Origin of the sequence: Catenulispora pinistramenti (genome assembly GCF_018274385.1) — a bacterium.
Classification (GTDB): Bacteria; Actinomycetota; Actinomycetes; order Streptomycetales; family Catenulisporaceae; genus Catenulispora; species Catenulispora pinistramenti.
Genome location: NZ_JAAFYZ010000036.1, coordinates 1 through 21,861 on the forward strand (window position 1 = coordinate 1; position 21,861 = coordinate 21,861).

General features: G+C 68.8%; 10 protein-coding genes. 1 reads left to right on the plus strand and 9 read right to left on the minus strand.

Annotation, left to right across the window (positions count from 1 at the left end; all coding sequences use genetic code 11):
* Positions 1–649: 649 nt before the first annotated feature.
* The 8 genes from KGQ19_RS13260 to KGQ19_RS13300 all read right to left on the minus strand — a co-directional run bounded on the left by KGQ19_RS13260 (position 650) and on the right by KGQ19_RS13300 (position 16,637).
* Positions 650–3,685 (minus strand): AfsR/SARP family transcriptional regulator, encoded by a 3,036-nt coding sequence (locus KGQ19_RS13260; RefSeq protein ID WP_212009416.1) that lies wholly within the window; start codon positions 3,683–3,685, stop codon positions 650–652.
* Positions 3,686–3,979: 294 nt separating this feature from the next.
* A complete protein-coding gene (locus KGQ19_RS13265) occupies positions 3,980–6,016 on the minus strand; it encodes an amino acid adenylation domain-containing protein (RefSeq protein ID WP_307856411.1) in 2,037 nt (678 codons plus the stop codon).
* Positions 5,932–7,815 (minus strand): acyl-CoA dehydrogenase family protein, encoded by a 1,884-nt coding sequence (locus KGQ19_RS49540; protein WP_230418589.1) that lies wholly within the window; start codon positions 7,813–7,815, stop codon positions 5,932–5,934. The genes KGQ19_RS13265 and KGQ19_RS49540 overlap by 85 nt, the downstream gene beginning before the upstream one ends.
* A complete protein-coding gene (locus KGQ19_RS13280) occupies positions 7,751–8,518 on the minus strand; it encodes a thioesterase II family protein (protein WP_212009418.1) in 768 nt (255 codons plus the stop codon). The genes KGQ19_RS49540 and KGQ19_RS13280 overlap by 65 nt, the downstream gene beginning before the upstream one ends.
* On the minus strand, positions 8,515–11,511 hold the full coding sequence (locus KGQ19_RS13285) for a type I polyketide synthase (RefSeq protein WP_212009419.1): 2,997 nt from the start codon (positions 11,509–11,511) through the stop codon (positions 8,515–8,517). The genes KGQ19_RS13280 and KGQ19_RS13285 overlap by 4 nt, the downstream gene beginning before the upstream one ends.
* Positions 11,508–12,767, minus strand: a complete 1,260-nt coding sequence (locus KGQ19_RS13290; protein ID WP_212009420.1) for an MFS transporter — start codon at positions 12,765–12,767, stop codon at positions 11,508–11,510. Before KGQ19_RS13290 ends, KGQ19_RS13285 begins: the two co-directional genes overlap by 4 nt.
* A gap of 10 nt (positions 12,768–12,777) precedes the next feature.
* Positions 12,778–16,134 (minus strand): non-ribosomal peptide synthetase, encoded by a 3,357-nt coding sequence (locus tag KGQ19_RS13295; RefSeq protein WP_212009421.1) that lies wholly within the window; start codon positions 16,132–16,134, stop codon positions 12,778–12,780.
* A gap of 38 nt (positions 16,135–16,172) precedes the next feature.
* On the minus strand, positions 16,173–16,637 hold the full coding sequence (locus KGQ19_RS13300; RefSeq protein ID WP_307856410.1) for a hydroxyisourate hydrolase: 465 nt from the start codon (positions 16,635–16,637) through the stop codon (positions 16,173–16,175).
* A gap of 609 nt (positions 16,638–17,246) precedes the next feature.
* Between KGQ19_RS13300 and KGQ19_RS13305 the strand changes: the two genes are divergently transcribed.
* The gene (locus tag KGQ19_RS13305; RefSeq protein WP_212009423.1) at positions 17,247–18,257 is read left to right on the plus strand and encodes an MDR/zinc-dependent alcohol dehydrogenase-like family protein; all 1,011 of its coding nucleotides are present in this window, start codon (positions 17,247–17,249) and stop codon (positions 18,255–18,257) included.
* A gap of 35 nt (positions 18,258–18,292) precedes the next feature.
* Here KGQ19_RS13305 and KGQ19_RS13310 read toward each other — a convergent pair whose 3' ends face one another.
* Positions 18,293–21,373, minus strand: coding sequence for an AfsR/SARP family transcriptional regulator (locus KGQ19_RS13310; protein ID WP_212009424.1), 3,081 nt, complete (start codon positions 21,371–21,373; stop codon positions 18,293–18,295).
* Positions 21,374–21,861 lie beyond the last annotated feature (488 nt).

Below are 21,861 nucleotides of genomic sequence, written 5' to 3' on the forward strand. Positions count from 1 at the left end.
AAGTTCGCGCCATACGAAACCGCCGCCTACCTGCATGTCCGCCGCGCGCGGACTTTACCCCCGGACACCGGTGCTGTACCCCCCGGGCTGACGACGCGACCGAGGGGAACGGACCGCACCACCTCACAGGCCGCCGCCGCTGAGACTGACCCGGCCACCCTGGGGAACCGCGCTAGTTTCCCTGAGGTTGCCGAGGCCCGCCGGAGGCCCGGCTCTTCACCACAGCCCTTGACCTTGACCTTCAGCTCTTGATCTTGCTTGTGGCTCTTGCTCTTGATCTGGCCTGTGCTGTTGATCTTGCTTGTGCCCTTGCTCTGACTTGCTGGAGTTGAAGAGGCCTGAGGTGGGGCGGGGTTGTGAACGCGCGAACCGGCAGCCGACAAACACACCCGCCGACCCGAACCCCGAACCGGCTCAACTATGACCGAAGGCCGTAAAAGGCATTTGAAACCCACAGACCAACCGTAACCCGGCTCGCAAACTGCAACCCCAAGAAAAGACCCGAACCCGAACACCCCAAACCGACCCTCTACCGCACTACCTCATCCCGCCAGCAATCCAGCGAAACCGCCACGCCGACAGCAACCTCCGCCCAGGCCGAGTCATCACCAGGGTAAACGTTGCCTGACACGACAGTAGCTGGTCACCTTCATCCAGCCGCCGGGTGACCTCCTCCACCAGTGTGGCGACCGGGTCGGCGCCGGCTCCGCCGCTCATCCGGGGGGGTGTAGAGCAGTTCCCGGGCCTGCTGGGCCTCGGCGGCGGCCTCGTGCGCGCCGGCCCGGGCCACGAGAGTCTGCGCGATCAGCGGGTTCGCCCCGACCTCGCGGGCGAGGCGGACCGCGGTCTCGGCATGCGTCGCCGCCGTCTCCGGTCTGCCCACTGCCATGTCCGCCTCTACCAGCGCCAGCAGGGAGCGGCAGTGCGCTACGTGATCGTTGGTGACTTCGGCCAGTGTCAGCGCTTCGAGCAGGGCGCGCATCGCCGCTTCGCCGTCCCCGCGGCGCAGGTCCACGGTCGCCAGTCCGATCATGCCGTAGCACTCGCCGACCTGGTCTCCGGTCGTTCGTGTCGCCGTGAGCACATTCGTGTACGCCCGCGCGGCGCGATCGAGTTCCCCGGCCCTGATGCGCAGTTCGCCGATCTGCTTCTGCACCTGTGCGCCGACTCGGTGGTTGCCGGTGCGCTCGCAAATCTCCTCGGCGCGCTCCAGAACGTGGGCGGCCGCGCCGTCGTCTCCGCGGTCCAGGTGCACCTGCGCCAGGCTGTACAGGACATGTGCCTCGGCGATCTGGTCGCTGACGACCTCGAAGACTGCCAGCGCCTCCTCCCAGCGTTCCACCGCCTCGGCCAGCTTGCCACCGCGCCGGTCGAGGACGGCCATGTTGCGCAGAACCAGAGCCGCCCCGTGGTCCTCGTCCAGCTTTCGGTAGAGGGCGAGAGCTTGCTGGAAATGCCGCATCGCAGGGGTATTCTGCTGCTCGAACATGAACAGCGAGCCGAGCGAGTAGCGGATCGCCGCTTCGCCCCGCTGGTCCCGCGCGCGGCATACCGCCCGCAGTGCCGCCTCGTGCGTCTCGCGCCAGTCCGCGAAGTACGAGCGCGTCTCGTAGAGCGCCACGCAGCTGATCGCGAGTTCCCAGGCGTGCTCCGCCAACCCGGCGGCCGCGGCTTGCCGCACCGTTGTGGACAGGCAGTGACGCTCCTGCTCATACCAGGCCAGTGGATCGTGCAGCAGGCGGTCGACCAGTGGGTGGGGCAGCGCCCAGCGCGCGGCGCCACTGGTCGGCAGGAGATAGTCGCCCGAGTATTCGCGGATATGTGCCTCGCGGGCCAGGAAGACCAGTGCCCCGGTCAGCCGCTCCAGCGCCTCATACCGGTCTTCGGGGCCCTCCTCCATCACGAGCCGCTCGCGGGCGAACGGGCGCACGATGTCGTAGAAGCGGTACCTGATTGGTGCCGCGTCGGACGTCCGCTCGGTGTCGATGAGATAGGCCTCGGCCAGCTCTTCCATGAGCTCCTGCGCGTAATGCACGTCCGTTTGCAGCAGCGGGGCGGCGACCCAGGAGGCGAAACTGGGGCTGTCGGAGATGGCCAGGAGCCGGAGAAGGCGACGCGCGTCGGGAGAGAGCGTGTCGTAGGTGAGAGCGATACTCGCGCGCAGGCCCAGTCCACCGTGGTCGAGCTCTTCGAGCCGGCGTGAGCTGTCCCGGAGCCGCTCGACCTGGTCGGCGACGGCCCGGTGCGGGCGGTCGGCCAGCCGGGCGGCGGCGATCCGAAGCGCGAGCGGCAGGTTCTCGCACAGGTCGCACAGCTGGTGGACCGCCTCCGGTTCGGCATCGATCCGCTGTGCACCCAGGATGCGCGTGAGCAGTTCGACCGCCGTGTCCTCGCTCATCGCCGGCACTTCGTGCCGACTGGTCGCGGGAATCCCGGTGAGCCGGCGACGGCTGGTGACCAGCACGGAGCATTTCGGATTGCCGGGCAGCAGTTGCATCACCTGCTGCTCGGACCCGGCGTCGTCGAGCACGATCAGTACCCGGCGGTCGCCGAGCAGGTTGCGGTACAGCTCGGCGCGCTGCTCCAGGTCCTCTGGAATCGAGGAGCTGTCGACCCCGAGCAGGCGCAGGAAGCGCTCGAGGACGTTGGCCGGGTTGACCTGGCGGTTGCCGGAGCGCAGCCGGGCGAACAGCTGTCCGTCCGGGTACGAGGCGGCCAGCTGGTGCGCGGCCTGCACCGCCAGCGCCGTCTTGCCGACGCCGCCGCGCCCGTACACGATGCGCACCGAACTGGCAGGCGGTGTGCCGGTCCCGACCAACGCCTCCAGCAGGATGCGACGACCGGTGAAGTCGGGCACCGCGGCGGGCAGCATCCGTGGCACGGCTACCCCCGGCTGCTCCGGTCGCGAGGCCGCAGGCTGTGGCTGGGTGACGCGCCGGTAGGCGGTGGCGGGCCCGGATAGAGCGGCCGGGTCCCGATGCGCGTTGGATCGCTGCATATGATCGTTGTTCAGGATGGCCAGGTGGAGCCGCTGCAGCTCGGGGCCCGGCTCGATACCGAGCTGATCGATCAGAGTGGCGCGCGTGCCGCGGTAGACCTCCAGCGCCTCGGCCCGGCGGCCCGCGTTGTGCAGGGCGGTGATCAGCAGGGCTTGGAGGTGTTCGCGCAGCGGGTACTCGCGGGTGAGGCTGATCAGTTCGCCGATCGTCTGCTGCCGCGGCTCGGCACGTAGTTCGGCCTCGACGCGCTCCTCGACGGCCGCTATCCGCAGCTCCTCGAGGTTCACCACAGCACGTTGGATCAGCGGGCTGTCGATCCCGGACAGCGCGCTGCCACGCCACATCGCCAGAGCCCTGTCGTACTCCTCGACGGCCCGCGCGTCCTCGCCGACGGCGGCCAGCCGCCGTGCCTGGGCGACGGCGGTCTCGAAGTCGCGAGAGTCGAGCGTGTCCTCGCCCAGCCGCAGGACGTACCCCGGAGACTGGGTGCTGATAAGGTTCCGCCCGCTGGCGGCGGACACCCGGTGCCGGATGGACGAGACGCAGATCTGCACCTGATTACGGGCGGTGCGCGGCGGGTCTTCGTCCCAGAGAGCCTCGAACAGCCGGTTGACCGGGACGATGCTGTCCTGTTCGAGCAACAATGCGGACAACAGGGTTGCCTGCCTCGGGCCGCCGATGTTCACGGGTCGCCCCTCGTGGAGGACTTCGAGAGGGCCGAGTACGCGGAACTCCACCATCGTCAGGCCGATCGAGGTCTGTGGCAGCGGACACGAGTGCGTCGAACCGCGAGTGCTTCCACATGCGCTGCCGGGATGATCAGCCCGAACCGCTCCGGAGCGGACGTTTTCGAAGTCATGCGGTCAGCTTGGCGACGGCCGTTCCCAATCCGACCCCGTTCCGTTCCCGCGCCCTGGTACCTGGCGGAACGCAGCGGGAACGACACATCGGACAACCTGTAGAGGAACTCGCCGAGACTGTCAGGCCTCGTCGATGAGCCGCGCGAGGTCGGCCACGGTCGGGTGGTCGAAGAAGAGGCCGAGCGGAACTTCGACGCCCAGGGCGCTGCGGATACGCGAAATCATCCTGCTGGCCTGGAGTGAGTGGCCACCCAGGTCGAAGAAGTCATCTTCGCGGCCGATGTCCGACACGGCCATCACCTCGCGCCAGATGGCTATGAGGGTCTGCTCAGTCCGGATGCTCTGGCTTGTGTTCGTGTCCCCGAGCTCGGTTGCACGTGCCGTGAGGCCGTCGGTGCCCGTGTGGCCGTCGCCGGCGCCCAGGGCGGCCAGAGCCCGGCGGTCCACCTTGCCGTTCAAGCTGAGCGGAAGGGCTTCGACGATGACGAGACGGTCCGGGATGAGGTGGCTCGGGAGCCGTTGGCGGAGGCGTTCGCGGATTTCGGCGATCTGCGCACGGGGATCAGCCCGCGGGAGGTTGAGGCGGTCGAGGCGGTCGAGGCGGTCGAGGCGGTCGAGGCGGCCGCCGGCCCCGTCGAGCACCACGTAGGCCGCCAACACGGCGTCGTCCGTCGACGTCGCGATGAGGGCGAGCGCCGCCTGGCGCACCACGGGATCCGCGCGCAGAGCCTCCTCGATCTCGCCGGGTTCCACCCGATAGCCGCGCTTCTTGATCTGTCCGTCGAGGCGGCCGAGGAAGTCGATCGACCCGTCCGGCAGGTACATCGCGAGGTCCTGTGTGGCATAGAGCCGGCTGCCGGGAGGCCCCGGAGCCGGGATGGTCCGCTGGGCTGTCAATTTCTTGTCATTGAGGTAGCCGCGGAAGATCCCCGGACCACCGGCATAGAGCATCCCGGGAGTTCCGACGGCTGCGGGGCGCAGGTCCTTGTCGAGGACTTCGACCCGGGTGCCGCGGATCGGTTTGCCGATCGGGATCCGCTCGTGCCCGGTGTCCTCGAGGGTGATGTGATGGCAGGCGGTGAACGTCGTCATTTCCGTCGGCCCGTACCCGTTGATCAGGCGGCAGTGCGGATGGGCCTGGATGAAGCGCCGTGCCTGCCGGGGCGAGACCACGTCTCCGCCGGTGATCAGCTGGGTGAGTCCGCCGAGGTCATCGAGGCATTCATCAACCATGAGGTTGAACAGACCCGAAGTCAGGAAGGCGCAATTGATGCCGTGCCGGACGAGGTATCGGCCCAGTTCGAGCGCGGAGAACGGTCCGGGCGGGCCGATCACCAGCCGACCGCCGTTGGCCAGGGCGCCCCAGATCTCGAAGGTGGCCGCGTCGAAGGACACCGACGCGATGTTCGCCATGACGACATCCGCGTCGAGCTGTACGTAGTCGGGTTCGTGCACCAGGCGGGTGACTCCGGCGTGCCGGATCGCCGCGGCTTTGGGTGTGCCGGTGGAGCCCGAGGTGAACATGATGTAAGCCAGCGAGTCACCGCAGGTGCCCGCCACCGCCGGATGTGGCTCCCGCGCCGACGCCCGGTCCGGGCCCGCCGCGCCGACTCCCCGCGTCGCACAGTCCTGGTCGCGGCAGTCCACGATCTCGACTTCCGCACCGGTGTCCGGCACGCGAGCGGCGAACTCCGAGCTCGTGACGACGGTTTCGACGCCCGCCGCGTCGAGCATCAGACGAAGGCGTGGGTCGGGATAGCTCGGGTCCAGCGGAACGTAGCAGCCGCCCGCCTTCAACACGGCGAGCGCTGACAGGGCGAAGTCCTCTGAGCGCTCCAGAAGCACTCCGACCGCTGTGTCCGGCCCGACACCGCTGCGGACCAGGCGCGTGGCAAGCCGCTCGGCGCGCGCGTCGAGTTCGCCGTAGCTCAAGTCGCCCTGCGGGCCGGTCAGCGCGACCCGATCGGGGAACGCGGTCGCATGGGCCGCGAACATTTCGTGCACGCACGGCTCGACCGAGGACGAGATGCGGTTGCCGGCGGAATTCCGGGGTCTCACCGAGATCCCTCCTTTCAGGGGGCGGTTCGGACGATCGGCGCAGTCGTGGTGATCACGTCGTCGAGGAGGAAGTCCAGCCTGGGATCGGCGCCGAGCCATGCCTTGGTCAGGCCGGCGTGGTCGGGCTCGGAGGCGGGGCTTTCGGCGGGATCGTCTTCTCCTGGCCATGGGCAGCCCGCCACCCATGGAGCGGCGGACAAGCACGCGAGCTGATATCCGAGGTCTGCCAGCCGTCTGCGGGATGCCGCGCATGAGATGTCGGCCAGGGTCAGGACCCACTCGCGGTCTTGCCGGGCAAGCTCCGCCGCGTGGCCCAGTACCACTGACATTCCGAGCAGTTCCCCGCCGATCCGGCCGATCAGGGCGACCAGCCGCTGCTGTCCGAACACCTCCTGCGGCGACCGGTCGCGGGTGACCTCTGCGCAGATCCGGGCCAGCACGCGAGCGCGGCGCTGGAGGTAACGCAGGTGCGCTCGGCAGGCATCGTCCAGCTCGGGTGCCTCGCTGTTCTCCGGCTCGTCCACGGTGTCGGGGCCGAACGGTCGGGCCCCGAAGTGACAGGCGGTCAGTGCCGCCTGCGCCGACCACCGGTCGATCATGAAATCGACTCCGCCGGCGACCCGAAGAGCTCTGGCGTCGCGGAAGAAGCGCTCCACCGGCAATGGCTCCGCTCCGCGCCCTGCCTTGCTTGCGGCGGTCTCATAACCCTCGGCGCCCAGGAGCGAGACGGTTCGGTCCACCGCCCGCCAGCATCCGGCGGACGCCAGATTCTTCGCGGCGGTCAGGTCCGGCTCGTCCTCGGCGTCGCGCCATGCCTGGAGCGCCCAGGTGCTGATGCTGTCGATCGCGAAGACGTCGGCCGCGGTCTCGGCCACGAGTCGCCGGATCTCGTCGTATTCACCGAGCCCTCGGCCGTCGATCACCCGGCGGTTCACGAAGCTGCGGGACCAGTGAAGGCACATCTTCGCGGTGGCGAGCGAACACGAACCGATCACCAGCAGTCGGCCCAGGGAGGCGAGCTGCCCCAGTTCGCGGGGGATGAACGACGCGGCAGCCTCTCCGCCTTGAGCCTCATCGGAGTGGGGCACGGCGCGGTCGGGCCGCATGCGCCAGCCGTCCTCATCGGTGTCCATGAGATGGAAGTCGGGCACGCGGACACGGCCGAGCAGCACTCTTCCGATCGGCGAACCGTGCAGGCCCATGAATTCCTGTCGTTGTACGGTGAATCCCGGCGTGTCGGCCTCGACGAAGAACAGTCGTACGGCTTCGGACCCATCGGGCTCGGCCAGGGTCGCTGAGACATCCATGATGCGCGCGGCCACACCGTTTCCAATGAAGACCTTTTCACCGGTGATCTCGTAGGCGGCACCGTCGTCCACGGGTACTGCCCGGGTCTCGCGGCGCTGGTTCGCAGTCCCGATTGCCTCCGCGTCGGCGCCCGCGGAGACGATGCCCTCGGCTACCCGCCGTCCGATCATGGAACGCAGCGGACCCTCTGGCAGCAGCGGCAGGTAAGTGCCGGAGCCGAAAGCGTTCGTGAGACCCACGTAGTAGGCCAACGCCAGGCTCCGACTCGCCGCCGTCTCGATCACGCGGAACGCGGTCAACGGCTCAAGGCCGAGTCCGCCCGCTGCGCTGTCCACCGTCATCGCCAGTAGTCCGGATGCGCGCAGCCCGTCGGTGAAAGCCGCGGGCAGCGTGCCCTCGCGTTCGAGCGCCTCCGGATCGATGTGCTCCATGACCAGTGCGGCGGTCTGGTTCACCGCCGCGTCGCCCCGTTCGCGTTCGCCTTCGGTCTGCCGCGGGAACGCGCTCAGCCTCGCCCAGGGCACCTCACCTTTGAAGACGGCGTGCAACGCACTGACGGAGGACCTCGGCGAGCGAGGCGAAGAACTCATCGGGTTGCTCCCTGAAGTAGAAGTGGTCTCCCTCGAACATCCGAAACTCGAAAGGACCGGCGGTGTATTCGTTCCAGGCCGCGAGCGAAGCGGGCGGATCGCTGTCCTGCGAGCCGCCGAGGACCGTGACGGGGAGGTTCAGCGGCAGCGGCGGCCGTGCCGGGAAGCTCCTGACCACCTCGAGGTCGGCCCGCAGCGCACCGAACAGCAGAGCCCTGACCTCGGGGTCGGGGTCGATGTGCGATGGGCCGCAGTCGCGCGCTATGGCGGCGGCGAGCGCGTCGTCGTCGAGGTCCGCCGCCGATGCCGGCCGGGTGAGCAGGTGCGGGGCGGGCGAGGCCGAGAGCACGAGGGCTTCGGGTAGTGGCAGTTCGCGTCTGACCAGTTCGGCGGCCGTCTCGTAGGCGAGCAGCGCGCCGAGGCTGTGCCCGAACAGCACAAAGGGCTCCCCGAATTCGACCCCGTCGACGACGGCGCCGACCAGGTCCGGCAACTCGGTGAACGGCGGTTCGGCCAGCCGGCTTCCGCGGCCGGGCAGTTGCACGCCCCACACCTCGGCCTCGGGCAGGCGCTGGGACCACCGCATGTACTCCCCCGGCATGCCCCCGCTGTGGGGGAAGCAGTACATCCTGACCGCGGCGAACGGATTGTGCGTGGCGCACAGCCCCCAGCGGGGCCCGGCCGTGCCGGAGAAGGCCGTCACGTTCCCGCCTCCCGCACCACTCGCGCGAGCCGGGCGACGGTGGGAGCCGCGAGGACCTCGCGCACGCTGATCTGGGCCCCGATGAGCTCACGGGCCGCCACGCACAACCTGTTCGCGGTCAGCGAGTCGCCGCCGAGCTCGAAGAAGTGGTCGTGCCGACCGGCCCGGTCGATGCCGGTCAGCCGGGCGAACAAGCCCGCGAGCGCCTCCTCGGTCTCGCCGACGGGCGCCTCGTAGGTGCCGTCGTCCTCCCGGTGCGCGACGACGAGTGAGGCTGCTTCCTCCATGCCCGCGGCCGTCGTTCCCGCCGCCGAGGGCGGTGACACCATGCCCGATCCGGCGGACTCGGCTCCCTTCGGCAGCCGGAACACCTGCCGCTGGAAGGGATATGTCGGCAGCGGGATCCGCAGCCGCTGCTCGCCGCTGTGCACCGCCGTCCAATCGACGCTGACTCCGTGCTGCCATAGCCTGCCCAGGCCCGTCAACATCGCCGTCGACCCGCCCAGCCCGACGGCGGCGTGTGGCAGGGACTGCACGAGGACCTGGTCCCGCCCGCACATGGGGTTTCGCCGAACCAGCGAGCCGAGCGTGTGGCCCGGGCCGATCTCCAGCAACACGGCACCGTCCTGCGCGGACAGCAGCGTCTCGAGCGCCGCGTCGAAGCGGACGGTGCGGCGCAAATGCCGGGTCCAGTACTGGGGCGAGCAGGCCAGTTCGGCGGTCATCGGCAGGCCGGTGCGGTCCGAGATCCACGGTAGCCGTGGCGCGCGCGGCCCGACCTGCGCGACGGCCTTCTCGAAGCTCCAGAGCCCGGGCTCGACCAGCCGGGAGTGCGCAGCGGTGGTGATACGCAGCAGCCTTACATCGTGGCCCTGAAGGGTGAGCTGGTCGGTGAACCGCCGCACGGCTTCCCGAGGACCGGAGACGACACACTGTCGTGGCCCGTTGACCGCGGCGATGTCGAGTTCCGGTGGGAGCACGGTCGCGAGCTCGTCCTCGGAGAGCTGTACGGCCGCCATCGCGCCGGCCGGCGTGCGTTCGAACAGCGCGCCGCGGGCCGAGACCAGATGAATCGCCTCAGCGGGGTCGAACACGCCGGCCGCGGTCGCGGCCGCGTACGCGCCGAGGCTGTGGCCGAGGACCGCCTTCGGGCTCACGCCCCACGAACGCCACAGCTCAGTGAGCGCGTACTGCACGGCGAACACGGCTATCTGCGCCATGTGCGTGCCGTTGAGCCGCTCGGACGCCGCGGCGTGCTCAGCAGAACCGACGGGAGCAGCCGGGTACAAGGACTCACGAAGGTCGATGCCGGTTTCCTCGAACGCCGCTCGTACGCACTCCCCGAGCGCTCGGCGAAACACCGGTTCGTGCTCGTAAAGGTCCCGTCCCATACCGACGTACTGGCCGCCCTGCCCGGGATAGAGGAAGATCACCGGGCTCGTGCTACCGCCGTGCCGGACGACGGGGAACGCCTCGGGTGCCGCGTCGGTCAGGGCGCTGATCGCCTCCTGCCGGTCGCGCGCGACGACGAAGCCGCGTAGGGGGAACTCGGCGCGCCCGGTCTGCAGCGTCCAAGCCACGTCCTGCAACGGCTCCGCGCTGCCGTCCAAAGCCGTGGCGAGGCCGGTGGCGGCCTCGCCGAGTGCGGCGCGGGTGCGTGCGGACAGGGGAAGCAGCTGGTAGGGCCGGCCGGGATCGTGCGGTGCGGCCGGCGGGGCCTGTTCGAGCACGACATGGGCGTTGGTACCGCCGATGCCGAGCGAGTTCACCGAGGCCCGCCGGGGCTGTGCACCGCGCCGCCAGGGCTGCGCCCGGCCGTCGACGACGAACGGCGTGCGGTCGAGGTCGAGCTCCGGATTGGGCGTGGTGTAGTGCGCGGTGCCGGGGATCAATCCGGTCTCGACGGCGAGTATCGCCTTGATCAGCCCCAGGACTCCGGAGGCCGCGTCGGTGTGCCCGATGTTGCCTTTGACCGAGCCCAGCACGCACGATGCCGGACCGGCCGCGCTGCCGAACACCTTGGCCAGAGCCGCGACCTCGATGGGGTCGCCGACCGCGGTGCCGGTGCCGTGCGCCTCGACGTAACCGATCGAGGCCGGATCGACGCCCGCCACTGACAGCGCAGCTTGCACCGCTGCGCTCTGGCCGCGCACGCTCGGGGTCGTGAAGCCCGCCTTGCCCGATCCGTCGTTGTTGACCGCCGAGCCGCGGATCACCGCGCGTACCCGGTCTCCGTCGGCCACGGCGTCGTCGTAGCGCTTGAGGACGACGATGCCGGCGCCCTCGCTGGAGACGGTCCCGTCGGCTGCCGCGTCGAACGGCCGGCACCGGCCGGACGGCGAGAGCACGCTGTCCTCGCCCTCCGGCGCCGGCTGGATCGTCACCCCGCCGGCCAACGCGAGATCGCATTCGCCGGCGATCAACGCCTGTACGGCGGTGTGGACCGCGACGAGCGAGGTGGAGCACGCGGTCTGTACGGTCACCGCGGGCCCGGTCAGCCCGAGCTTGTAGGAAACCCGGCTCGTAAGGAATGCCGCGCCGGTCGACAAGCGCATTTGCCAGCGGGTGACGCCGGGCAGACGTACCGCGTTCCCCTCCAGAGCCAGCAGGTGGTCGCTGTCGCCGCTGCCACCGAACACGCCGATCGGGCCGGGGTGGCGCGCCGGGTCGTAGCCGGCATTCTCCAGTGCCTCCCACGAGCATTCCAGGAAGACCCGGTGCTGAGGATCGAGCATCACCGCCTCGAGCGGGGAATAGCCGAAGAAGGCCGCATCGAACGCGTCGGCTCCCTGGAGCAGACCACGCGCGCTGCCGGGGCCCTCGTGCGGCGCACGGGTGATCGAGTCGGCCCCGGAGGTCACCAACTTCCAGAAGCCCTCCACGTCCGGCGCGCCGGGGGTCCGCCCGGCCATGCCGATGACGGCGACGAAGCCGCCGGTGTCGGCTGCCTCGTCCTGATGCGAAACACTCTCAGGCTCTGCGATCGTCGTCATGATGCCGGTCCTTCAAGTCGGACTGCGGGCGGGAGCTCGGGCAACGGTGCCTTCGTGAGGGACGGTAGGCCGGAGAAGGCCAGCGGCAGGATCGACACGGCGCACACGGCCGCCGCGACCCACATCACCGCGCGCAGTCCGAGCGGGGCGACCAGCACAGCGCCGAGCGTCGCACCGATCGGCACCGCACCCCAGGAGATGAAGCGCAGCGTCGCGTTCATCCGGCCGAGCAGATGGGCCGCGGTGACGGTCTGGCAGAGCGTGGTCTGCACGACGTTGAACATCACCACGCCGATGTAGACCACGAACAGGCCGATCGCGAACACCGCGCCGTCGCCGGAGATCGGGATGATGACCGCGCCGACGGTGAACAGCGCCACGCCGACCAGTAGCGCCGGGCCGGTGCCCAGCCGCTGCTCGACCTTGGCGCCGGCCATCGCGCCGACGAGGCCGCCGAGGCTGCCGACGGCGAGTACCAGACCGACCGCGGCAGAGCCCAGACGCAGCGTCTGCACCCCGAGAGGAACCTGGAGCGCGAGCACGATCGCGAAGGCGAGGTCCGCAGCGCCCGCACACAGCGCCAACGGACGCAGCAGTGGATGCTGGAACACGAAGTGCACGCCTTCGGCGATGTCCCTGCGCAGGCTCAGCCTTTCGACACGCTTCGCCGGCGCGCCCTGGACCCGGATACGGGACAGGAAGAGCGCGGAAATGATGTACGTCCCGACGTTCACACCGATCGCGGCGGTCGCGGTGGACACCTGGGCCATCAAGCCGCCGAGGCCCGGGCCGGAGAACTGCGCGAACGCCCGTGAGCCCTCGATCTTCCCGTTGCCGTCGGCCAGGTGCTCCCGCCCGATCAGAGCCGGCAGATACGACATCTGCGCCACGTCGAAGAACAGCGTGCCGAGGCCGATGACGAACGCGACGACGAACAGCTGCGGGAGCCCGAGCACTCCGGCCGAGTGTGCGATCGGTATGGACAGCACGGCCAGCGCCCGCACCAGATCGCACGCGAGGAGTGTCCCGCGGCGCGGCAGTCGCTCAACCCAGGCGCCGACGGGCAGGCCCAGCAGCAGGGAAGGCAAGAACTCGGCTGCGGACAGCAGGCTCACCTCCTCGACCGAGGCGTGCAGCACGATCAGGGCGATCAGCGGAAAGGCGAGCACGGTGACCTGAGTGCCGATCAGGCTCACCGTCATGGCCGCCCAGAGCGAGCGGAAGTCCCGGTGCCGCCACAGGCTGTTTTCCGCCATGTCAACTTTGTCATCGAACATGGGGGCCTTCTCCAGATGGCTTCGTCTTCGTGTGTTCTGTCCGGTCGTTCGCGGGTCTGGGTGTTGAGACGGTGCGGCTGTGACGCCTGCGGCTCAGGCGCACCCGGCCGGCCTCGCGCGCGGCGATCTCGGAGGAAGCTCCAGGCGCTGCCGCGACTGGAGCGAAGGCGTCGCCATCCCCGTCGAGGTGCGCGGCCAGTGCCGCCACCGTCGGGTACTCGTACAGCGCGACGAGCGGCAGCCTTCGGCTCAGCGACGCGGCGATCCGTTGATGCACAGCGGCCAGCCCCAGGGACGTGGCGCCGAGATCGAAGAAGTTCTCGTGGATGCCGACCTGCCGGCACGCGAGCACCGAACCCCAGATCTCGACGAGATACCGCTGCGTCGGCGTGCTCGGCGGTGTGCCGGCGGTCGGGGGCTCGGCGGCGGGCGGGTCCGGCAGTGCGCGACGGTCCACTTTCCCGCTCGCCGCGCGGGGGAGTTCCGTGACGGGGACGAAAGCCGAGGGCACGAGATAGGCAGGAAGCCGGGCCGCGAGGTGCGCGCGCAGATCGAGTGGCACCGCACTTCCAGTCCTCGGCACCACATACCCGACGAGCCGCGGCGCGCCGCCCGGCCCCGGCTTGGCGGCGACGACAGCCTGCGCGACGCCGGGGTGCAGGCAGATCGCCGCCTCGACCGCGCCGGGCTCGATCCGATAGCCGCGGATCTTGATCTGGTCGTCGCTGCGGCCGAGCACTTCGATCGTGCCGTCCCGGCCGCGCCGCGCGATGTCCCCGGTGCGGTGCATTCGGGCGCCGGGAACCTGGGCGTAGGGGTCGGGCAGGAACCGCGCCGCCGTCGAATCGGGTCGGCCGAGGTATCCCCGGGCGAGCCCGGCGCCTCCGATGAACAACTCGCCGATCACTCCGGGGGGAGTCTGACCGAGGTGGGTGTCGAGAACGTACGCGCGGACGCCCGGCAGCGGCGTGCCCACCGGAACGAAATCCTGCGCGAAGGCGGTGCCCGCGTCATAGGTCAAGGCGGTGATGGCGGTCTCGGTCAGGCCGTAAGCGTTGATCGCCCGCACCCCGGTGCGAGCGGACCAGCTGGCCAGCGCTCCCGGGTCGACGCGCTCGCTGCCGACCACGAGCAGCCGCAGCGAGTCGGGGACTTCGGCGCCGCTCTCGATGACCCGCACCCACTGCTGCCAGTAACTCGCCGGAAGGTTCACCACGGTGACCGCTGCTGCCTTGAGGACCGCACCCAGCTCCTCCGGGGAGGGCACCGGTTCGGGCGCGAGCACCACACAGCCGCCCGCGGCCCAGGTCGGATACAGCTCCTCGGCCGCGACGTCGAAACCGATGGTGGCGAATTGCAGGACCCGGTCGTCCGGGCCGAGGTCGAAGCGGCCGCGCGCCGCTTCGGCATGGTTGGCGAGCGCGCTGTGCGGCACAGCCACGCCTTTCGGCTCCCCGGTGGACCCCGAGGTGGGGATGACGTACGCGAGATCTTCCGCCGCCGGCCGACCGGACACCGCACTAGCGGGGCCCGGGCGGGTTGTTCCCCGGCTCTCCCGGGGCCCGCGATCGACTGTCAGAACCCTTATATCGCAGGCTTCGGCGAGTCGGGCGGCCGTGCGCGCGTCCGCGAGACCTACGCGCGCTCCCGCCATCTCGATGACCTGAGAGTGCTGCCGCGTCGGATGGTTCGGGTCGAGCGGCAGGTATGCCGCGCCCGCCTTGAGGACGCCGAGCAGGGCGGCGACCAGATCCAGGCCTCGGGGCAGCAGGATCGCGACGGTATCGCCGGGCACGACCCCGGCCTGCGCGAGTTGCGCCGCGACCGTGCTCGCGGCCTCCTCGAGCTCCGCGTAGCAGACGCTGCGTTCCGCCACGAACAGGGCCGGGGCGCTCGGACGGGCGCGCGCGTGTCGGGCCACCCACTCGTGGACGAACACCGGCTTCTCGGTCTTCCCCGCTGATTCCCCTCGTTCGGCGTTCCACCGCTCGACGGCGTCGCATCTCTCGTCCTCGGTGAGCAGCGGGAGGCGGTGCAGGGGCGTGTCGGCGTCCGCGAGACCGGCGGTGAGCAGAGCCTGGAAGCGTTGCGCGAGGCGCGCCACGGTCTCGGCGTCGTACAACGCGGTCGCGTAGGTGATGTGCAGATCGAAGTCGTCCGAGCCGGGCGAGCGCACGATCATGACATCGAGGTCGAACTTGGCGGCGTCCGGGAGCAGCGTCAGCAGCCGAGCTTGCAGGCCTTGCAGCCGCGGTTCGGCCAGCGGCCGCGGCTCGAAGGTCAACATCGTCTGCACCAACGGGGTCGTCGCCGGGTCGTGGTCGATCCCCAGGGCATCGACCAGCGACTCGAAAGGCGTGTCCGCATGCCCGGCGGCGTTCAGAGTCTCCGAGCGCACCCGGTGAAGCAGCTCTCGAAACGACCCCGATCCATCGCATGCGACGCGTAGCGGCACGGTGTTGACGAAGAAGCCGATCAGCGGCTCGTACTCCATGGCTGAGCGCTCGGATACCGGCGTGCCCAGCAACAGCTCATCCATGCCGGCCAGCTTGCCGACCAGCGCCGCGTACGCCGTGGCCATGACCATGAACGGCGTGGCCCTGCTCCGGCGCGCGAGCTCGCCCGCCGCGCGCACAAGCTGAGCCGGGAGGCGGGCGGTATGGGTCGCTCCGGCCCAGGATCGCCGGGCCGGTGCCGGCCGGGTGGGCAGCGTGAGCTTCGTCGGCGCGTCGGCAAGGTGCTCGCGCCACCACGCCACGCCGCGATCGAGTCCGACACGGCTGCTCTGCCGGGCCGCGAAATCCGCGAACTGCGCGGGCAACGCCGGGAGCTCGCCGCCCGCGTACAACGCGGCGAGTTCGTCGAACAGCAGGTGTATCGACGGTCCGTCGCAGATGATGTGGTGCAGGAAGATTCCGAGAATGTGCTCCTGGTCGTCCAGCTTCACGACGCCGGTGCGAAACAGGGGCCCCACTGCCAGATCGAAGGGCTCCTCCGCCCACCCGCGCAACACGCGCATCGCCGCCGGCATCCGGTCCCCTGGCGGCAGAGCGCGAACATCGTGATGCAGCATCGGCACGTCGGCAGCCGTCTGTACAACGGGGCGCGGTATACCGCCAGGGGCCGGGAAAACGGTTCGCAGCACCGCGTGGCGTGCGGCGATACCCGTGAGCGCGCTACGCAGGCGCACCACATCCAGCGGGCCGATCAGGTGCACAGCGAACGGCACGTTGTACAACGAAGAGCCCGGATGTACTCGATCGAGAAGCCACACTGCCCGCTGTGCGGACGTCGCGACCGGCGCCGGGGACTGGACAGGTGCTTCACTTTGCGCGATAACCGACATCTGCTGGCTCCTGATTCGCTGCACAGCCTCAGTGATGGTTAGTCAGGACGGGGTACGAGGTTCGCCGTGTAGACGATGAACGAGCTGGGGGAGATCAGTAGTGACAGGTGCAAGGGCTCTGAGGAGCCCATCACGCTGAGCTCCACGCTCGCGGCTGTAAGGCTCGGTATGACGCCCGCGATCACGTAGTAGGCCGCCAGATCGGCTTCGATCTGGTAGAGACGGGACCACGAGGCCGGCTCTACGACGAATCGCAGGAAGCCGTTGGAGTCGGTGCGCCCCTCGTATGACTCGTCCGGGCAGTTCTCGATCCGGCGCCGGAGGCGGACCCCCAGATCGGCCGCCGGCGTGCACATCGCGCCATCACAAATGTGCACAGAGATCGCCATCTTGCCATGCGAGTCTGGGTCTTTATGGATGGCGTCCCCCTGTCTACGGTAAGGATATCGATGTCCTGGGCGAACAGATTCCTGATCGTTGTGCCCATACTCCTGTCCTGTCATTGGACGCAGTCGCCACCACCGGGACTCGTTGGTGTGGACCCGTGCGCAAGTCGCTGCGCTGACGCTATGCGCGGGTCCTTTTCAAACGATTTTTGTCGGCTTCCGCCGTGCTCAGCGCCGTGTGCGCAGTCACTCTTCGGTGTGAGGAGCGACTGGTCAGTGCCACGGTGCAACGGATCCACGCGACACTGGGCACGGTGTTGAACGCTGTGAGCGTGGGCCGCCGGTGAGCATGAGTAGCTCGCAGCCTGCGGTTTCGGCCGGATCCCCGGCTACGTGTATCCGTGGTAACGCCGGAGGAATGAAAGGGGAGAGGTCTCCAGCAACATCAAACGCAACAGAGCACACACAACCTTCGAACAGGGGAAACTCATGGTGCGTTCGACTGTTTCTGCCGCCCGACTCCTCGCCGCCCTCGCCGCGCTGACGGTCATCGCCGCCACGGCAGTGACCGCCCACGATGTGCCGCCTGTGCACCCGGCCTCCACACACATTGTGATCGCCTCCAATTCCTCGGACGACCCGCCTCCCTCCCGCGTGGCGACGCAGGGTTCCTAAACACCGAACTCCGACACCCGCACGCGGCCTGAACGTAGGAAACAAACCCACATGGTCACCGAGAAGCCAGAAGCCCACGAACTGTGGCTCACCGAATATCCCTCCGCCACACTGAAACCCGAAAACCTCGCCGTGGTGGAAACCCGGATACCAAACCTGGGCCCCGGAATGGCCCTGATCCAAAACCTGTACCTCACACCCGACCCCGAACTCACCGTCCGCCGCGTCCGCACCTGGCCACTGCGCACCGCACTCAAAGCCGGACCGGCCGTCGGCCTGGTCATCGCCTCCCGCGACGCCAAGCTCCCCAAAGGCACACTCGTCCGACACGAAGGAGGCTGGGGCACCTACACAGTCCTAGGCCACGGCCAATACGACCTCTGCACCACCAGCGAACACATCCCACCCCAGGCCTACCTCGGCGTCCTCGGCCAACCCGGACTACTAGCCTGCGCAGGCGTCTGGGAACTCGCCGACGTCAGAGCCGGAGAAACCGTCCTCATCACACCAGCCACCGGCCCATTCGGCACCGCCGCCGCCAGACTGGCAAGACTACGCGGAGCAGCCCGCATCATCGGCTGCCAAAACACGACCACCGGCACCGGCGAACCCGCCGTGGACTTCGACATCGTCATTCACCACCAGCCCGCCGACCTCAGCAAACGCCTACTCGCCGCCGCACCACGCGGCATCCACGCCGCAATCCTCGGCGCAGCACCAAACCTGTTCGTCGATGTACTGGGCGCCATCGCCGAACGGGGCCGAGTGGCCTGGACCGCCGACACCGGGATACCAGCCGAGGCGATGACCGACGGCCACCTGCCCGCCGCCGGCCTCGCGACGATCCTCCAACGCGGCATCCGCGTCATCGGCTACCGGGCCTCCCACTTCCAACATCTACGAGACCGCGTAGAGGGACTACTAGCACCCGAACTCACAGCAGGACGACTGACGACGGGCCCTGCCACCCGCCGACACCTCGCCGACCTCCCCGAGGAACTGGCGAACACCGCCAACGGCTCGCCGCACAGAACCGACATCTACCAAATCGCCGTTCCATAACGCGCCATCGTCAAGCCATCGCCAAGCCGTCGCTGTCATCGTGCGTCTCGCACGGCCGCCGAAACGCGGTACCGGTCGAAGATCGCGTCTGCGGCGGCGCGGTACGTTCGCTCCAAGCCGTGATCGTCGCAGCATGCTGCCAGGGCGACCAGCGCCGTGGCCTCGCCCAGTGCGTATCTGCTGTTATGGGCGAGGTTTCGTGCAGTGGTGTGACATTCCAGAGCTGTGCGCGTCTCGCCCAGATGGCGGTAAACCCTGCCCAGCGTGTTGAGCGCATCAGTCCGTAGCGCCGGAGCAGTCTTGCCCTCGGCTACCGCGGTGCCGGCCTGTTCCGCGTACAGTGCGGCAGTCGCGGCCTGTCCGATCTCCATGTACGCCTCCGCGAGATTCGCCAGGACGAGAGCGGTCCGAGGCGTCACCTCGCGTTGCGTTCCTATGAGGCCGCGGGCCTTGGAGAGTACGGACACGGCCTCTTTGGCACGACCGCAGCCTACGAGCGCTTTGCCGAGGTTCGCCAGCGCCATGATCTGAGGCTCGCTTTCCCGGTCGGTGACGCACAGTTCGGCGGCGCGCGTCGCCTGCGATACCGCCCCTTCGAAGGCGGCGAGAGCCAGGAGCGTGCTGCTCAGGCTGATGCGCGCCGCGATCTCTTCTCGGACCCGGCCCAGCTCGGCCGACAGAGTGATCGCACGGTGCAGATGAGCGGCTGCGGACTCGTTGTCGCCGAGGGTGTGCTGGAAGGCTCCGAGCCGGCCGAGGCAGACCGCCTGGCCGAGCCGGTCGTCGCATTGCTCCGCGAGAGTGAGCGCCTCGGCCAGCAACACCGTTCCCTCCTCCGCCTGACCGTCCTTCCACAGCGCTATGGCCAGGTTGACCAGTGCGTTGCTCAGCAGCGGCAGGCTTCCCAGCGCCCGGCAGGCTTCTTCGGCGAGCTTGGCTGTTTTCAGGAGCAGGGTTCCATGGTCTCGAATGTGCAGATAGTGCGCGAGGTTGCGGGAGATGTGCGCGACGTGCGCGTGCAGTCCACGTTCCGACGCGGTACGGATAAGAGGGTGCGCGTTCCTGTATTCGGCATCGAACCAGGCGATGGCCGCGGCCTGGTCGGCCGGAGCGGGCGCGGGACCGGTGTATACCGGGGCTCGTTCCCGGTATTGGTTCCGGCCGGGAAAAGCGATGTCGGACGCCTGACCCGAGGCCACCGAGAAGTAGGACAGCAGCGACTCCGTGGCTTGGTCTATCTGTTCGGCGTCCGAGACTCCGTCCACGTCCATGTATTGGATGGCGTACGCGCGCACGAGGTCATGGATGCCGAAGCGGCCTCCGGGAAGCACTTCGAGCAGATGGCGGTCGAGCAGGAGTTCCAGGACCTCCTCGGTCTCGATCTCGTTACGGCCGAGCAGTGCGCAGGCCGCGGGCACCCCGACGCTTCCTCCGGGGTACAGGCTGAGCAGCCGCAGAGCCCTGCGATACTCGGGCTTCAAGGCCTGGTCGGAGCTGCGGATACTTGCGGTGACGCTGCGCTCGCCGGTGCTCAGCGTGTCGAGCCTGCGGGTCTCGTCCGCGAGTCGCTGGGTCAGCCACGCGATCGAGCGGTGCTCCCGGTTCACCAGCCGGGCCGCGCTTATGCGCAGGGCCAGGGGCAGATTCCCGCATAATCGGGCGAGCTCCGCGGCCGCTGCCGGCTCCGCGGCGACCCGGTCGCGCCCCAGGACCCGTTCGAGCAGCTCGATGCTCTCGTCAGGCTCGAACACATCGAGCCGGATGCTGGAGGCGCCGTCGAGCCCGGAAATCCGATCGCGGCTGGTGACGAGCACCAGGCTGCCCGGACAGTTGGGGATGAGGGCCGCCGCGTCCTGGCTCAGCGCGGCGTTGTCGATCAGCACCAGCAGCGGGGCCGAGGAGGTGGCCGTGCGCCAGGCGGCGGTACGCGCGGCCTGACTGTCCGGAATGTTCTTCTCCGGGATTCCCAGGGCGTTCAGAGCCACGCCCAGCGCGGTGTGCGCGTCGAGGGGATCGGCACCCGGGGTGTAGCTCTTGAAGTCGATGTAGATCTCACCGCCCTGATAATTTCCACGGAGGCGGTGTGCGGCGTGGATCGCCAACGTGGACTTGCCGCTGCCTCCCATTCCCTCGATCACCAGCACCCGGACAAGGGGCTGAACCGTGTCGCCGGCACCAGACATGGAATATATCTTTTGAAGAGCCGCGGTGCGTCCAGCGAAATCCGGTAGCACGTAAGGAATCGTGTTGGGCACCTGTGCGGCGAGCGTGGGCTGCGCAGACGGCGGGGCGGCGGCGTCGTGTCCGCCCGCGGACATCGTCGGTGTCTCCGTGGCCTGAGGATCATCGAGCAGGATGCGTTGGTAGAGAGAGGCGAGGCTGGGCCCCGGATCGACCCCGTAGGCCTCGCCGAGAAGCCGGCGGATGCTGTGGTACTCGTCGAGTGCTTCAGCGCGGCTGCCGCTGAAGTAGAGGGCGAGCATCAACTGCTCTCGGAGCCGCTCACGCAAGGGGTAGTCCGCCACGCTGTTGCGCAGTTCACCGACCAGACTGTTCAGCCGCCCGAACCCGGCCCCGAGCTGCAGCTCGTAGTACTTCTCCAGGGCTGAGACCCGGAGTTCCTCCAGGGCCGTGCTGGCCGCCGCGATGACCAGCCCGCCGTCGCCGGCGAGCAGTGGCCCGCGCCACAGTCGCAGCGCCCGGTCGAGATGGAACAGGGCCGGGTTGCTCGCGGAGGGCTCGTCCGGCCGTCCGGCCGGCTCCCGGGCCTGCTGCAACTCCGCGTGGAACTCGACCAGGTCCAGCCCGGTGGCGCCGAGCGTCAGCCGGTAGCCGGGGCCGGCGGTGGTCAGCTTCGCGGCCAGCGTGGGGATACGCCTGCGCAGGTCGGAGACCATCTTGCGGACTTGGTGGTGTGCCGTGTCGGGGCCGCCGTCGTCCCAGATCGTCTCGACCAGCCGGGAGACCGGTACGACCCGTTCGTGGTTGAGCAGAAGGTATACGGCAAGTCGCTCCTGAAGCGGCCCCCGCAATGGTATTTCAGCCCCGCGGAACAGACACTCGAACGAGCCGAGGATATTGAAGGCCAACTCTCCGGGGCCGTCACCTGCCGTCATCCTTCCCCCTCGAATTCAGTTGGCCTCGCCTCAGGGTGAGGCGGCATCGATTGTTTTCAGGAGTCGAATAAGCATGGGGAACGGGGCATTGCTCAGAGGACTCCGAGCCGCTGTCTGCCGACGGCGAACAGGTGCGAAGCCGGACGCGGCAAAAGGGGGCCGACGGACCACGTTCGGCTGGTGCAAGTCACAATAAGGGGAGAACGTCGACAGCGGAGTTTCTCATCGGCTGCCAGGGAGCGCCAAGGCGTGGCGTCGTTTGTGCCGACAACATCGGAAGCGGCGCAGCCGAGGTAACCCGATCGGAGATCATGGCAAGACTATCGATGTTTCTCGGGCGGGTCCACATCCCTAAAGATATGGATATTCGCTGGGAACCGTAGTCGGTGCTGCTCAACTGCCCTCCGTTGGCTCATCGTTGTTGAGCCCCAGCTCAGGAACCCGCGGCCGATCGATTGCCGTGGCCCTCAGATCCCCGCGTCCGGTCT